At 68.2% G+C, this 15,013-nt stretch carries 12 protein-coding genes; 7 read left to right on the forward strand and 5 right to left on the reverse strand.

Annotated features, from left to right (window positions below):
- Positions 1-91 precede the first annotated feature (91 nt).
- The gene (locus KPL78_RS00650) at positions 92-1,720 is read right to left on the reverse strand and encodes a long-chain-fatty-acid--CoA ligase (RefSeq protein ID WP_219760714.1); all 1,629 of its coding nucleotides are present in this window, start codon (positions 1,718-1,720) and stop codon (positions 92-94) included.
- A gap of 179 nt (positions 1,721-1,899) precedes the next feature.
- On the opposite strand from KPL78_RS00650, the gene KPL78_RS00655 reads away from it, so the two are divergent.
- On the forward strand, positions 1,900-2,316 hold the full coding sequence (locus KPL78_RS00655; protein WP_369412583.1) for a rhodanese-like domain-containing protein: 417 nt from the start codon (positions 1,900-1,902) through the stop codon (positions 2,314-2,316).
- A gap of 47 nt (positions 2,317-2,363) precedes the next feature.
- The gene (locus tag KPL78_RS00660) at positions 2,364-2,831 is read left to right on the forward strand and encodes a DUF3237 domain-containing protein (RefSeq protein ID WP_219760715.1); all 468 of its coding nucleotides are present in this window, start codon (positions 2,364-2,366) and stop codon (positions 2,829-2,831) included.
- A 79-nt stretch (positions 2,832-2,910) separates the two neighbouring features.
- On the opposite strand, the gene KPL78_RS00665 is transcribed toward KPL78_RS00660, so the two are convergent.
- Positions 2,911-4,071, reverse strand: coding sequence for a hypothetical protein (locus KPL78_RS00665; RefSeq protein WP_219760716.1), 1,161 nt, complete (start codon positions 4,069-4,071; stop codon positions 2,911-2,913).
- A gap of 109 nt (positions 4,072-4,180) precedes the next feature.
- Positions 4,181-5,377 carry a ribonuclease D gene (gene rnd, locus KPL78_RS00670; protein WP_219760717.1) on the reverse strand — a complete coding sequence of 399 codons (1,197 nt, stop codon included), beginning with the start codon at positions 5,375-5,377 and terminating at the stop codon, positions 4,181-4,183.
- A 111-nt stretch (positions 5,378-5,488) separates the two neighbouring features.
- Between rnd and KPL78_RS00675 the strand changes: the two genes are divergently transcribed.
- Positions 5,489-6,433, forward strand: a complete 945-nt coding sequence (locus KPL78_RS00675) for an aldo/keto reductase (RefSeq protein ID WP_219760718.1) — start codon at positions 5,489-5,491, stop codon at positions 6,431-6,433.
- A 284-nt stretch (positions 6,434-6,717) separates the two neighbouring features.
- Here the strand turns inward: KPL78_RS00675 and KPL78_RS00680 are convergent, their stop codons facing one another.
- On the reverse strand, positions 6,718-7,221 hold the full coding sequence (locus KPL78_RS00680) for a hypothetical protein (RefSeq protein WP_219760719.1): 504 nt from the start codon (positions 7,219-7,221) through the stop codon (positions 6,718-6,720).
- Between the two features lie 6 nt (positions 7,222-7,227).
- Positions 7,228-8,076, reverse strand: coding sequence for an RICIN domain-containing protein (locus KPL78_RS00685; RefSeq protein WP_219760720.1), 849 nt, complete (start codon positions 8,074-8,076; stop codon positions 7,228-7,230).
- Between the two features lie 304 nt (positions 8,077-8,380).
- Here KPL78_RS00685 and aspS point away from each other — a divergent pair, with 304 nt between their 5' ends.
- The 4 genes from aspS to KPL78_RS00705 all read left to right on the forward strand — a co-directional run bounded on the left by aspS (position 8,381) and on the right by KPL78_RS00705 (position 15,012).
- Positions 8,381-10,180, forward strand: coding sequence for an aspartate--tRNA ligase (gene aspS, locus KPL78_RS00690; RefSeq protein WP_219760721.1), 1,800 nt, complete (start codon positions 8,381-8,383; stop codon positions 10,178-10,180).
- A 510-nt stretch (positions 10,181-10,690) separates the two neighbouring features.
- Positions 10,691-11,128 carry a hypothetical protein gene (locus tag KPL78_RS00695; protein ID WP_219760722.1) on the forward strand — a complete coding sequence of 146 codons (438 nt, stop codon included), beginning with the start codon at positions 10,691-10,693 and terminating at the stop codon, positions 11,126-11,128.
- Between the two features lies 1 nt (position 11,129).
- On the forward strand, positions 11,130-13,856 hold the full coding sequence (locus tag KPL78_RS00700) for a M64 family metallopeptidase (protein ID WP_219760723.1): 2,727 nt from the start codon (positions 11,130-11,132) through the stop codon (positions 13,854-13,856).
- A gap of 289 nt (positions 13,857-14,145) precedes the next feature.
- The gene (locus KPL78_RS00705) at positions 14,146-15,012 is read left to right on the forward strand and encodes an EipB family protein (protein WP_219760724.1); all 867 of its coding nucleotides are present in this window, start codon (positions 14,146-14,148) and stop codon (positions 15,010-15,012) included.
- Position 15,013 lies beyond the last annotated feature (1 nt).

A 15,013-nucleotide genomic window follows, 5' to 3' on the forward strand; every position in this document is an offset into this window, starting at 1 on the left:
CACCCGCCCGTACCCCACCCCGCCACGTATTCCAGGATACTGGCGTGGCCGGGTGGAGGTGCGGGCCGGTGCCGGACTTGCCAAACGGTCTCTATGCAGCCGGCCGGTGGTCCTTGAACATCTCCCGCAGCTTCGTCTTCAGGATCTTCCCCGTCGCCGTGTGTGGGATGTCGTCCAGCACGACCAGGTCGTCGGGCAGCCACCATTTCGCGACCTTGTCGGCGAGGAAGTCGCGCATCTGCGGCAGGCTCGGCGACAGCACGCCTGGCTTCATCACCAGGATCAGCAGCGGGCGTTCGTCCCATTTCGCATCCTTCATGGACACGACTGCGGCCTCGGCGACGCCAGGGTAGCCGACCGCGGCATTCTCCAGCGCGATGGAGGAGATCCATTCGCCGCCCGACTTGATCACGTCCTTGGAGCGGTCGGTGATTTCCATGTAGCCATTCGGGTCCATGGTCGCGACATCGCCGGTGTCGAAGTAGCCCTGGGCATCGAGGATGTCCTCTTCCTCCCGCCGGAAGTAGCGGCGGGCGACGGCGGGGCCGCGCACCTTCAGCCGGCCAAAGGTGGTGCCGTCCCAGGGCAGGTCGCGATCTTCGTCATCGGTGATCTTCATCTCGACCGTATAGGGCGGGGTGCCCTGCTTGGCCTGGAGGCGCAGCATCGCCTCGCCGGTCACCTGCGCAACCTCGGGCTTCACGGCGAACAGGGTGCCGACGGGGGACATCTCGGTCATGCCCCAGGCGTGGATGACGCGGACGCCATATTTCTCCTGATAGGCCTTGGTGATGGCGGGCGGGCAGGCGGACCCGCCGATCGCGACGCGATTCATCGAATCGATGCGGGTGCCGGTGCTCTCCAGGTGCTGGAGCAGCATCATCCAGACGGTCGGTACCGCGGCGGAGAAGGTGACGCGCTCCTGGGTGATGGTCTCATGCACCGAGGCGCCGTCGAGCTTCGCCCCCGGCATGACCATCGCCGCGCCGACCATCGGCGCGCAGAGCGCGAGCGACCAGCCATTGGCGTGGAACATCGGCACCACGGGCATGACGCGATCGGCTGCGCCCAGGCCGAAGCAGTCCACCTGGTTGCAGGCGAGCGCGTGGATCACGTTGGACCGGTGCGAATAGACCACGCCCTTCGGGTCGCCCGTGGTGCCGGAGGTGTAGCAGATGCCCGCGGCGGCGTTCTCCTCCACCTTCACCCAGGCGAAGTCGCCATCGGCCCCGGTGAGCCAGTCCTCATAGGCGACGGCGTTGCGCAGGGAGGTCTCCGGCATGTGCGCGGCGTCGGTGAGGATGATGAAGCGCTCGACCAGCGGCAGCTTGTCGCCGATGGCCTCGACCAGCTTCACGAAGGACAGGTCGAGCATCATCACCCGCGACCCGGCATGGTTCATGATCCAGGCGATCTGGTCGGGAAACAGCCGCGGATTGACCGTGTGATAGACAGCGCCGACACCGGCGATGCCGTACCAGGCCTCGAGATGCCGCCAGGTGTTCCAGGCGAGGGTGGCGACGCGGTCGCCCTGCCGGATCCCGTCGCGCCCCAGACGCTGCGCGACGCGGAGCGCGCGGCCGCGGAGCGTCGCGTAGTCGGTGCGGTGGAATGGCCCCTCGACGGAGCGGCTGACGACCTCACGGTGCGGGTGCTGGACCGCGGCGTGATCCAGCACGGTGTGCATGAGCAGCGGCCAATCCTGCATCAGGCCAAGCATGGTTGTTCCTTCCCTGTGCGGCCCGGCCTTGGCGGCGGGCCTTCGGTCCGCGTCCAGGCTACACCAATTCAGCGGCCATTCCGGAAGGGGGGGGTGCCGGCCGGGTCGCTTTGCGGTTGCCCTGGTCGCGTCGCGGCACCATTTTCCGGCTTCATCATGGATCGGCAAGGAGTCACATCGTGCCAGGCGTTCCGGATATTGGTCCCAAGGCGACGTGGCAGTTCCTGTCCGAGGATTCCGATGCGGCATTGGTCGATGTGCGCACCGATGCCGAGTGGAACTTCGTCGGGCTGCCGGACCTCAGCGCCATCGGCAAGCAGCCGCTGCTGATCCCGTGGCAGATCTTCCCGAGCATGCAGGTGAATGGGCATTTTGCCGATCAGCTCCACAAGGCCGGGCTGACGCCGCTGCACCGGATCTACTTCATCTGCCGGTCCGGCGCGCGGTCGCTGGCCGCCGGGCAGGCTGCCCAGGCGGCAGGCTTCCCGCACGCCTTCAACGTCGCCGACGGCTTCGAGGGCCCGGTGGACGCCGAGGGCCATCGCGGCACCGTGGCCGGCTGGAAGGCCGAGGGCCTGCCCTGGCGCCAACGCTGAGGCGCGGGCATTCTCCGCCCCATCACCTTCCCGGGGAGAGAACGCTCGTGACGCCACTGCCGCTGCAAACCGATTTCCTGTTCCGCCTGGTCCTGACCGTGGGTACGCCGCAGATGGCCGGCTCGGCCGGGCGGGGGGAACTGCGCATCGTCCCGGTCACCGGCGGTACTGCCGAGGGCCCGCGCTTCACCGGCGAGGTGCTGCCCGGCGCGGCGGCGGACTGGCTGCGTGTCGATCCCGACGGCACGGCGCATATGGATGTGCGGCTGACCCTGAAGGCGACGTCCGGCGCCGTGGTCTACATGCACTATACGGGGGTGCGGACGGGGACGCCCGAAGTGCTCGCCCGGCTGAATGGCGGGCAGGCGGTCGACCCGTCCGAATACTACTTCCGCACCGCCGTGCGCTTTGAGACCGGTGGGCCGGAACTGGCCTGGATGAACAAGGTCATCGCTGTGGGCATCGGGCAGCGGCCGCCGAGCGGGCCGACCTACGACGTATACGCGATCGCGTGAGGGGCGCGCGCCTGAGGCTGCGTGAACGGGCTTGTGGCCAGGACCTCCGCCGCTGCGCGAAGGCCTTGGTCGTCGCGCCTTACCTCACGCGGCCGGGGAACAAGGCCAGGAGCGCCTGACGGAACAGCGCCGCGAAGCTGTCGAAACCAGGGCGGGAGGGATGCAGCTCATTGTGCCAGGATGATGTCTGCACCGGCAGCGTGCCCTGGCCGTTGACGAAGGTGACGCGAGGGTTTGCTGTCGCAAGGCCCCCCAGCATCCGCGCGAACCTCTCAAGCATCTCCCGCACCACGGCTTGAGCTGCCGTCAGGGGCGTGGCGGGGAAGCCGCGCAGCGCGAAGGTCGGCCGAAGCCACGGCCCCAGGAAGCAAACACCCCGCCCATCGGGAATGGCAAAATCATAGCCATGAAAAAGGAGATGCGTGTCGGGGCTGTAGCGATCCCGCAGGGCGATCAGATCCTCGTAACCGGCCCTCACGAGATCCAGGGCGGTATTGAAGCGTGTCGAGTGCACGAGCTGCGCCGGCGGCACGGCGGGATCGAAATCCCTGACCCAAAGCGCCATGGGATTGTCGACGATGTCATTCCCGCCGCCGGAGAAGAGGACCGCGTCCCAACGACCGCCGGCAGGACTGCCATTTGCGAAGTAGTTGGTGAGGACCCGCCGCTCCTCCACGCCGAGCATGAAGCGGACCTCGTCGCCGGCCTTGGCCAGGTTGAGGATCGGCAACCCGATCAGGTCCTGCAGTCGCCGAACGATGCCACCCTTCGGAAAGAACGGCGGGTAGTCGAACCAGGAATCGCCTTCAGCCAGGATGTTCAGGGGCGGCTCGCCGGCAGCGATGGCGGCGGCGCCTTCCCCTCCTGGCGGCTGCTTGGTCCGCGGCACCAACAATGCGCCCCGCGCCCTCATGACGGCCATCGTCTCCGTATATTCCCGCAGACGCTGTTCCAGCTCGGTGTCGCGTGCCCGGCGCAGCCGCCTGCGCTCTTCGGCGACGCCTCGCGGTGTGATGGGGGTCGGGTCGGCCAGGATTTCAGCTCTTGCCAGGGCCAGCGCCGGTCGGCGGGCCGCCACGATGGCTTGCGCCTCCGCCAGTGTGACCGGCCCCGTTTCGGGCACGGCGACGCGCTTCGGTGCAGACCGCTGCGTGAGTGCCTTCCTGGCCTTGGTCTTCTTGGCCGATGACTTCGCCCTGGTCCTGGACTTGTCGGATCGACCACGCGGCGTCTTTGCCATGGCATTCGATCTCCTCGCCGGAGGAGCAATAGTTAATTTCGAAATCAGATCAAATAAATTTCGGCCTCTCGACGGATAGAGCCTGCTCTTGCGCGTACTGGGGCCGGCCTCACCCTGCCGGGATCAGTTTGATCCGCTTTCCGTCGACGCCGAGGGCGAGCTGCCCCGTTTTCAGCGCCAGCGCCGCCTCGCCGAAGACATCCCGCCGCCAGCCATGCAGCGCGGGCACATCCGCGCCGTCCCCGCCGGCCAGGCGGTCGAGGTCGTCCCCGCTCGCCAGCAGCTTCGGCGCGACGTGGTGTTCCTCGCTTTTCGCCGCGAGCAGCACTTTCAGCAGCGCCACCAGCGCGGGGGAGGCGGGGGGGAAATTGCGGTCCTTGGGGGCCTCCGGCAGGGCGTCGTCCGGCAGTTCGCGCCCGGCCTGGATCGCGGCGAGCAGCCCCGTCCCCGACCGTCCCTTGGCGAAGCCCTCCGAAATCCCGCGGGCACGGGTGAGGTCGGCCACCGTCGAAGGCGTCGTCGCCGCGATTTCCAGTAGCGTCTCGTCCTTCACCAGGCGCTGGCGGGGGATGTTGATGCGCTGGGCCTCGCGTTCCCGCCAAGCCGTGACCGCCTTCAGCACGCCGAGGAAGCGGCGGTTGCCGGTCCGCGGGCGCAGGCGTTCCCAGGCGGTCTCGGGGTCCTGGCGATAGGTGGCGGGGTCGGCGAGGGCCGCCATCTCCTCGGCCACCCAGGCGAGCCGCCCCTCCCGCCGCAGCTTGGCGTCGAGTGCCGTGTAGATCTTGCGCAGATGGGTCACGTCGGCTGCGGCGTAGGCAAGCTGCGCGGACGAAAGCGGCCGGGCCGACCAGTCGGAGAAGCGGTGCGCCTTGTCGATCTGCACCCCGGCCAGCGACCGGCACAGCGCGTCGTAGGAGACCTGGTCGCCATACCCGGCCACCATGGCCGCGATCTGGGTGTCAAACAGCGGCTTCGGCACCGCGCCGAATTTCAGCAGGAAGATCTCCACATCCTGCCGGGCGGCGTGGAAGACCTTGGTCACCGCCTCATCGGCCATGAGTTCGCCGAGCGGCGTCAGGTCGAGGTCCGGGGCCAGGGCATCGACCTCGGCCACCTCGGTCTCGCCGGCGAGCTGGACCAGGCAGAGTTCGGGCCAATAGGTCCGTTCCCGCATGAATTCCGTATCGACCGTGACGAAGCGTTCCTGGCGCAGCCGGGCGCAGAGGGCGGCGAGCGCTTCGGTGTCGGTGATCAGGGCGGGCAGGGCCTCGCCGGAGGTGGCGGTGCTGGCGGAACGACGAGTCATCACGAAGGGTTTAGACCCCGGGGACCGGAAGGAAAAGGCGACCCAGGCCGGGGCTGGCCGACCCGGCGCGGCCGGCGCATGCTTCCTGGGCAATTCGGGAAGGGATTTGCCATGCGGATGCGCGCGCTCGGCCGGTCGGGGATCGAAGTCCCGGTCGTGGTCTTTGGCGGCAATGTCTTCGGCTGGACGGCCGACCAGGCCATGTCCTTCCGCCTGCTGGATGCCTGCGTGGACCGCGGGCTGATCGCGATCGACACAGCCGATGTCTATTCCGCCTGGGCGCCCGGCCATTCGGGAGGTGAATCGGAAACCATCATCGGAGCATGGCTGAAGGCCCGCCCCGGCGTGCGCGACAAGGTCCTGATCCTGACCAAATGCGGGATGGAGATGCCGGGCAAGGGCCTGTCCCCCGCCTGGATCGCGACGGCCTGCGAGGCCTCGCTGAAGCGCCTCGGGATCGAGTGCATCGACCTCTACCAGGCGCATCGCGACGATGAGGCGACGCCGCTGGCCGACACGCTCGGCGCCTTCCAGGCGCTGATCAAGGCCGGGAAGGTCCGGGCGATCGGGTCGTCGAACTACACCGCGGCACGGCTGAAGGAAGCCCTGGACCTGTCGGCCGCGCAGGGCCTGCCGCGCTTCGAGAGCCACCAGCCGGTCTACAACCTGATGGATCGCGGGCTGGAGGCAGACCTGCTGCCGCTCTGCCTCGCCGAGGAGGTCGGGATCATCACCTACTCCTCCCTCGCGTCGGGCTTCCTGACCGGGAAGTACCGGACCAGCGCGGATCTGGGGAAAAGCGTGCGCGGCGAGCGGTCCGTGGCCAAGCACATGACCGAGAAGGGCATGGCGGTGCTGGCGGCGGTGGACGCGGCGGCGGCGAAGCACAAGGTCAGCCCGGCGGCCATCGCGCTGGCCTGGCAGATCGCCCGGCCCGGAATCACCGCGCCCATCGCCAGCGCGACGAGCCCGGAGCAATTGGCGGAACTGGCGGTGGCGGCGGATGTGTCGCTGTCCGCAGAGGATATGGCGGCACTGGACCACGCCAGCGCGTGAGGGTCAGGCGCCGGTCGGGTCGCGAATAGCCCGGGCGGCGGCACATTCAGCCCGTCTTGGGCCGCGCCTTCCCAAGGGCGGGCATGCTGCGCTGATTGATCTGTTCGACTCAACGGCCACTTTCCGGGCCGCTGGGATTTGCCCGGCGTTTGGGGGCCTGAAGAGGCCGAAACCAGCGGACTATGGCATCGGCCGATGATAGGGCGCGCGGGGCTGGTGTGGTGGCCGCGCGCCAAACACGAGGAGACCCGAATTCCTTCGGCGTTCGGCGTTATGAGGGGATTTCAGCGCCCACCATTGGCGCGCGTGCAGTCGCGCAATCGCCGGACAACGTCGTTGAAGCCCATGCCCCTGGCATTGCCCCGGATGGTCCGGCCCCGCACCGGGCCCGCGCCCCATTCGAACTCGCCGGTCCTGCCGATCTGGGTCATGTCATGGTCATCCGCGGGGATGTAGATGCGGCTGCCATCGGACCTGATATTGACCTTCGTGGTGAAGTTGCCGGAGCCGAGGTGGCCTTCCTCATAATTGCCGCGCGGAACGCCGGGCGCCAGCAACGAGAGGAAGAAGTTTCCATTGCCCAGGCGCTGGATGATGAAGCCCGGGGTGGAGGGGTTCGAGGATATGGCGCGGCAGATCGTCGTGCCGCGGACGACATCCTGGGTGAAGCGCCACCCCCACAGCGTCTCGCCATAGGGTTCCTGCGCCGCGCGCGCGGGCAGCGTGGCGGCCAGCGTCAACAGCGCCGCCGCCAGCAGGTGCCGGGGCCGCGTCATGCGGAACTTCATGGGATACTATCCTCTGCTCAGGACAAACCGAACGGCCCGGTCGCCCGCGCTGCTGCACGGTTGGGCCTCGACGTGGAACGGGAAGCGCGCATCGGACACCGCCATCTGCGGAATGACTAGGCACTTCCCCGCCGCGGACTGCACTGGCGCCGCTTGGGTGGCGGTGGCGCTCGTCGTCCAGCTCGGCGGGGCTGCTTCGCAGGATTGAAGGATCAGGCGCGGCGGCCTCGATGTGCCAGGCCCCTCCAGGCCGAGGCAGAGATCGGGTCGCCTGGAGAGGCCAAGCGTGCCATCCGCGCGCCGTACGAAGATCAGGTCGGCAGGGACGTGGCAGTTGCGCAGCACGATCGTCGCCCCTGCCTCCAACGCACCTTCGACGCCAAGGCAGGAATGCAGCGCGATGTCGGGGAACAGCGCGTACCCGTCCGGCTGCGCCGCCACTGCGGCGCGCTGCGCGGCCGGCGACAGGCCGCGGGCGCAGATCCGCACCTGCGCCCCAACCCAGCAGGCGCCGCTGCGCGTCACCGTGCCGAGGGGCACCTGGGCATGCGTGGAGGCCGGGTTCTCGTTCCAGCTGGCGTCAGCGACGCCCGACCCCGTGACGTTGACATAAGCGAAGTAGTCGCCGCCGCTGATCTCGAAACTGCCCCCCGACTGTGGCGAGAACTGGCAGACACCCCGGATGTAGGTTTGACCGCGCACCGTGAGTTCGCACTCCGCCGGCCTGCTCTCGGCATGGGCGGATGGTGCTGAGCAGGCGAGCGCAAGGCCGACCAGGAAGGCAAAACGACGCATGACAAGACCCCTGATCGCGACCAGCAGTGCAACGCTAATTTCGATGCTGCGGCGCGACAATCCATAAAATTGGCGTAAAGAACAATTGTGACACTGGCATTGCTCGCCGGTCCCGCTCCTTCGAAACGGACCCCGGGCGGGCTACGGAGAATCGGGCGGGGGCGGCCGCGCTCACGCAGGGTGGCGCGATGTGGCGGTTCAAAGCACCATCTACGGACACTGGGGGTCTGTCTGGAAGCTCCGCCCCAAAGCCCCAAGGCTCCTGTCGAGGGTCTTTCGGGACAGACCGACAGGCCGCAACCTTGACACCACGCGCCCGCTCGGTCCCTTTGCGCGGCCTTCCAATCGCAGCCGAGCACCCGCCATGCACGCCTATCGCACCCACACCTGCGCGGCCCTGCGCGCTTCCGACGCCGGCAAGACCGTCCGCCTGTCCGGCTGGGTGCATCGCAAGCGCGACCATGGCGGCCTGCTGTTCATCGACCTGCGCGACCGCTTCGGCCTGACCCAGTGCGTGTTCCCCTCGGGGTCGATCGTCTTCGACCAGGCTGAGGCGGTGCGCCCCGAGAGCGTGATCACCGTGACCGGCGAGGTCGTGCTGCGCGAGGCCGGCACGATCAACGACAAGCTGCCGACTGGCGAGATCGAGATCCGCGTGCATGAGATCGCGGTCCAGTCCCAGGCCGAGGTGCTGCCCATCCAGGTCGCCGGCGAGCAGGAATTCCCCGAGGATCTGCGCCTGCGCTACCGCTTCCTCGACCTGCGGCGGGAGAAGCAGAAGAACAACATCCTGCTGCGCGCGGGCGTGATCGCCTCGATCCGCCGCCGCATGATCGATCAGGGCTTCACCGAGTTCCAGACGCCGATCCTGACTGCGTCGTCCCCCGAGGGCGCGCGCGACTTCCTTGTGCCGGCGCGCAACCATCCGGGCAAGTTCTACGCGCTGCCGCAGGCGCCGCAGCAGTTCAAGCAGCTCGCCATGGTCGCGGGCTTCGACCGCTATTTCCAGATCGCGCCCTGCTTCCGCGACGAGGCGTCCCGCGCCGACCGCTCGCCCGGCGAGTTCTACCAGCTCGACTTCGAGATGAGCTTCGTCACCCAGGAAGACGTCTTCACCGCCATTGAGCCGGTGATCTCGGGCGTCTTCGAGGAATTCGCGGGGTCGCGGAAGGTGTACGGCGCGCCGTTCCCGCGCATCGCCTATGACACCGCGATGCTGGAATACGGCTCGGACAAGCCGGACCTGCGCAACCCGATCAAGATCACCGACGTCACTGAGCATTTCGCGAATTCCGGCTTTGGGCTGTTCGCGAAGATCGCGGCCGCCGGCGGCATCGTGCGCGCCGTGCCGGCGCCGGGCGCGGCCGACAAGCCGCGCGGCTTCTTCGACAAGCTGAACGAATGGGCGCGCGCGGAGGGCGCCGGCGGCCTGGGTTACATCCAGTTCGCCGTCGACGGGCCAAAGGGCCCGATCGCGAAGAACCTCGAGGCCGACCGCGTCGAGGCCATCCGCGTCGCCTGCAGGCTCAACCCGGGTGACGCCGTCTTCTTCGCCGCCGGCAAGAAGGACGAGGCGCCGAAGTTCTCCGGCAAGGTGCGCACGCGCCTCGGCGAGGAGCTCGGCCTGATCGCGAAGGACGAGTTCCGCTTCTGCTGGATCGTCGACTTCCCGATGTACGAGCTGAACGAGGACACCAAGCAGATCGACTTCAGCCACAACCCCTTCAGCATGCCGCAGGGTGGGCTGGAGGCGCTGAACACGATGGACCCGCTGGAGATCAAGGCCTTCCAGTACGACATCGTGTGCAACGGGGTGGAGCTGTCCTCGGGCGCGATCCGCAACCATCGCCCGGACATCATGATCCGCGCCTTCGAGATCGCGGGCTACACCGCCCAGGATGTCGAGGACCGGTTCGGCGGCATGCTCAATGCCTTCCGCTACGGCGCGCCGCCGCATGGCGGCTCGGCGCCGGGCATCGACCGCATCGTGATGCTGCTGGCCGACGAGCCCAATATCCGTGAGGTCATCCTCTTCCCGCTGAACCAGCAGGGCGAGGATCTGATGATGCAGGCGCCCGCGCCGGTTCCGGCCGCGCGGCTGAAGGAACTGCACATCAAGCTCGATCTGCCGCCCGCCAAGACCGCCGGCGCGAAGCCGGCCTGATAGCGGCGGCGCTTCTTTGGGATGTGGGACCGAGAGGGGCGTCGCCCCTCTCGGACACTTCCCAACAAAGGCCACGGGGCCTTTGGAAACCTGGACCTGGCGCCGGGCGCAGCGGTCCGGCCATCATCGGACACGCGTCCCGTCCCCAACGCCGGGAAGCATGACCGAGCGCCGTGCATCCCGCGTGCTTCGGCCTTGTGAACGGGACTCTCCGCCGAGCGCCAAGTGACGGTTTCCAAGGGCCTTGTGGCCTTTGGTAGGGCGGGGTTCGGGGAGAGGCAAAGCCCGACCCCGTCGCGAGCCTTGCTTTCGCGCCTATGGGCCCGCGCCCCTCTCCAATCTTCTGCCAGCGGCGCCCATTCACAAGCGCCGCGGGCATCAGGCCGCGCCATCATCACGCCCCGCGCGATTTTTCTCCCGATGATCGTCTCGATGGTGGTATAAAAACGTGGCTGAGCCAGCCAATGGATTGCATCGGTTACCGTTTCCTCGCGTCAGCAGGAGCGTGTCATGGCCGAAGCCTTGCGCCTTCAATTCGAATGGCGGGATGGATCGATCCACCTGAAATCGGTGCGGCCGGTCGACAAGCGCGCCCCGGCCGGGGATCCGCCGCGGCGAGACGACCGCTCTAAGCCGCCCATTGGCATCGAGCTCGAACTCCGTGACGACGAGCGCACGCTGTACCGCCGGCAGGTCGGGACCCTGTTTCCTGATTCGCATGAGGTGCAGACCGGCGACCCGGCGCGACCCTTCGCGCGCCACCCGCGATCGAAGCCCTATACCGTCGAGGTGATCGTGCCCGTGCCGCCGAAGGCCCGCCGCCTCGTCCTCACCGAGCATCGGGTCGAGCAGCGCGACAGGGCAGCCGTGGCGGCACGCGAGATCGTGCACGTCAACGAGCCCCTGACAATCGGCGGTGACGACACGCCCCGGCAGGGGAGGCAGTGACATGGGCACGTCCAACGGCACCGTCCTCGGCCTGACCAAGGTCTATGACGAAGGTCCGGCCTCCGACCGCTGGAACCTGGTCCTGGTCGCCGAGGGCTATACCAGCGCGCAGATCCTGGATTTCCAGGCCTCGGTGCAGGATTTCGTCACCTACCTCTTCACCCAGCCGCCCTTCGACGAACCCGCCGTCGCCTGCGGCATCAACATCTGGCGGCTCGACGTCTCCTCAGATGAATCGGGCGCCGACGATCCGATGTGCGGCGATGGCGCCGGCGCCGGGACGACGGCGGCGACCTATTTCGACGCGACCTACTGCTCGGATGGCGCGATCCGGCGCCTGCTGGCCGGCGATTCCGACTTGGTGCGCGACACCGTCGCGGCGGCCCTGCCGGAATACGACGCCATCATCGTGCTGGTGAACGGCGCGATCCGCGGCGGCGCGGGCGGATCGGTTGCCTGGCTGTCCACCTCCTCGGGCGACTGGCGCGAGGTGGCAGTGCATGAACTCGGCCATTCCGCCTTCGGCCTGGCCGACGAATACGACTACTACTCGACCGACGACGAGGAGGGACACGACAACTACACGGGTGGCGAGCCCTCCGAGCCGAATGTCACGGCCGAGGACGATCCGGCAACGGTGAAATGGTCCGCCCTTGTTACGGCCGGCGCGTCCGTGCCGACGATGAGCAACGCCGATTGCGGCAATCCGAACAATGCACCGAGCCCGGTCGCCGCCGGCACGGTCGGTACCTTCGAAGGTGCCCGCTACTTCCACTGCGACGCATATCGCCCCGAATACGCCTGCATGATGCGCACCACGGGCAGCGCCTTCTGCGCGGTGTGCCGGCGGACCATCCGGAACTTCTACGCGACCTTCGCCGCGCCCTCGCCGGCGACGGGCGTCACGCTCACCACGCCGACGCTCGACTTCACCGACACGCCGGTGGGCTCGACCATGCTGCGCGCGGCGAGCTTCCAGGTGGAATCCTGCGTGCCCGTCACCTTCGAGGTGACAGCCGCACCCGGCGCGCCCTTCGCGGTGCATGGCGCCTTGCTCGTCACCTCGCTGCCGGCGGGCGGGCCGCTGCGTACGGCGCGGGTGTTCTTCTCCTATGCTGCGGGGGCGGTCGGTACCTCGGCGACGGACAGCGCGACGATCCGCTGCATCGAGACGGCGCAGGATTTCGTCGTCGCGCTGAACGGCAACACCGTGGCGCGGCCAACGGTCGCGGTGCAGCTCGTGCTCGACCGGTCGGGCAGCATGCTCGATGCGGTGCCGGGCATCGGCGACAAGGCGAACCTGCTGCGCTTCGCGGCGAATGTGCTGGTCGACCTGCTCTATCCGGACAGCGGCATTGGGCTGAACGCCTTCGACCAGGATCCGCATCCGCTGATGGACGTGCAGGTAGCGGGGCCTGCCGGCATCGGCGCCGGCCGCCTCGCCGCGCGCGCGCAGATCGGCGCCTATGCGCCCAACCCATCCGGCATGACGGCGATCGGGGACGGGATCGAGCTCGGCAAGGCGAAGCTCGATGCTGCGGGCTTTTACGACGCCAAGGCGATGATCGTGCTGACCGACGGCATCGAGACGGCGTCGAAGCGCGTCTCGGAGGTCGCCGCCGGTGTGATCGGGCAGCGCGTCTTCGGCATCGGCCTCGGCACGGCCGATGGTGTCCAGCCGGCTACACTCGACGCGCTCGCCAACAATACCGGCGGCTATCTGCTGATGACCGGCCAGGTCACCGAGGAGACCGCCTTCCAGCTCGCGAAATACTACCTGCAGATCCTGGCCGGCGTGACCAACAACGACATCGTGCTGGACCCCGAGGGCTCGGTGCTGTCGGGCCAGGTGATCCGCATCCCCTTCGACGTGATCGAGGAGGACATCGAGATCACCGCCGTCGTCGTCACGCCCTTCCCGCGCGGGCTGCTCATGGCGCTCGAATCGCCGAATGGCGATATCTTCGGCGAACCCGATGCCGCGACCGATCCCACCATCACCTACGCCTATGGCCAGGGCACGGTGCATCTGCGCGCCAGCCTGCCGATGGAAAAGGCTGGGCGGCCATCCCATGCCGGCCGGTGGAACCTGCTGATCGCGATGGGCAAGCGCGGGCAGTATGTCGCCGGCGGGTCGCTGACGCATGTGCCGAACGTGCCGGGCTTCACGACCGCCGCCGGCGGGCTGCGCTATTCCGCCTCGGTCTTCGCCTATTCCAATGTGAAGCTGGTCGCGCGCTGCGAACAGAACGGCCTGGAACCTGGCGCGGTGCTGACGGTGACGGCGACGCTGACGCAATCCTCGCTGCCCATCGAGGGCACCGCGACCGTCACCGCCGAGATCACCCGCCCCGATGGCAGCATGGCCACGGTGCCGATGGCGATGGTCGAGCAGGGGCGCTGGCAGCTTCTGCTGACCACCACCACGCAGGGGGTCTATCGCTTCCGCGTGCTCGCGGTCGGGCGCACCATCCGCGACCAGCGCTTCACGCGGGAGCAGATCGTCACCGGCGCGGTCTGGCGCGGCGGGAACACGCCAGGCGATCCGGGTGCCGGCGGTGACCCCGGCGGCGGACCCGGGCGCGACCCGATCGGGGACCTGCTGTGCTGCCTGCTGCACAGCGGCGCGATCGGTCCCGAGGCACTGAAGCGGCTGGAAGCGCTCGGTATCGATCCGAAGCGGTTCCTGGAGTGCCTGCGCAAGGCGTGCCGGGACCGGAAGGGCTGAGGGGCGGCGCGGGCGGCGGTATTGGAGGGGCTCTGCCCCTCCAACTCCGGCGGCGGATGTATCGGGGCAATCAGGAAGACCTTTCGCCTTTGGCCGGTCGCCTTTGGCCGGGCGTGAAGCACGGCTTCGCGTCGGGAGAGGCAAGCCCCTCCCGGTCCCCCCTTTCCGGGACAAGCTGCCGCCGACATGAACGCTTTCCGTCCACGGCGACAGGATCGACTGCGCAAAGGGTGCGGTCGCGGCAAAGAGGGCCTAGATTGCACCGAACGTCCCGATCAGGAGCGCTTGCATGCGGTTGGCCATTCTTTCTGCCTTCGTCCTCGGCACGGTGATCAGTGTGGCGCCGGCCGGGGCCCAGGCGCCTGCCCCGGCCGCCCCCGTCGCGACCCCTGTGCCGCCGGGTCAGCCCATCGAAGCGCGGAATCTCCTGGCCCATCGCGCTGCCTATCGCCTGACCCTCGCGCCGCAGCGGGACCAGAGCAACATCGCCTCGGCCGAAGGCGGCATGGTCTATGAGCTGATCGACGCCTGCGATGGCTGGACCACCCGCCAGCGCTTCACCCTGCGCCTGACCGACCGGGACGGGACCGAGATCGAGACGACCTCGGATTACTCCACCTATGAAAGCAAGGATGGGCGCCGGCTGCGCTTCACCCTGACGCAGATGACCCAGGGCGCGGTGACCCAGCGCATCGCCGGCGAGGCGGAACTGAGCGCCGACGGGTCCGGCGTCGCCCGCTACAGCGAGCCTGAGGTGAAGGAGGAACGCCTGCCCGTCGGCACGATCCTGCCGAACCAGCACACCATCATCACGCTGAATGCGGCACGCACCGGCCAGCGCCTTGTGGTGCGGCCGCTTTTCGACGGGACCTCCTCGGACGGCGTGCAGGATACGACGACGGTGCTTTCGGCCTGGGACGGGCCGCAGGCGAATGCGGAGTTCCCGCTGCTGTCGCCGCTGGGATCGGCGCGCATGCGCATCGCCTTCTTCGACCGCGAGGCCCAGCAGCAGGGCGGGGGTGCCACGACGCCGTCCTATGAGGTCTCGCTGCGCTACTGGGAGAACGGCGTCGCCGACCAGATGCTGATGGACTTCCGCGAATTCGCGGTGGACGGGCGGATGGTGAAGCTGGAACTGATGCCGGGCGGGTGCTGAT

This window comes from Roseomonas alba (assembly GCF_019430885.1).
Lineage (GTDB): Bacteria > Pseudomonadota > Alphaproteobacteria > Acetobacterales > Acetobacteraceae > Neoroseomonas > Neoroseomonas alba.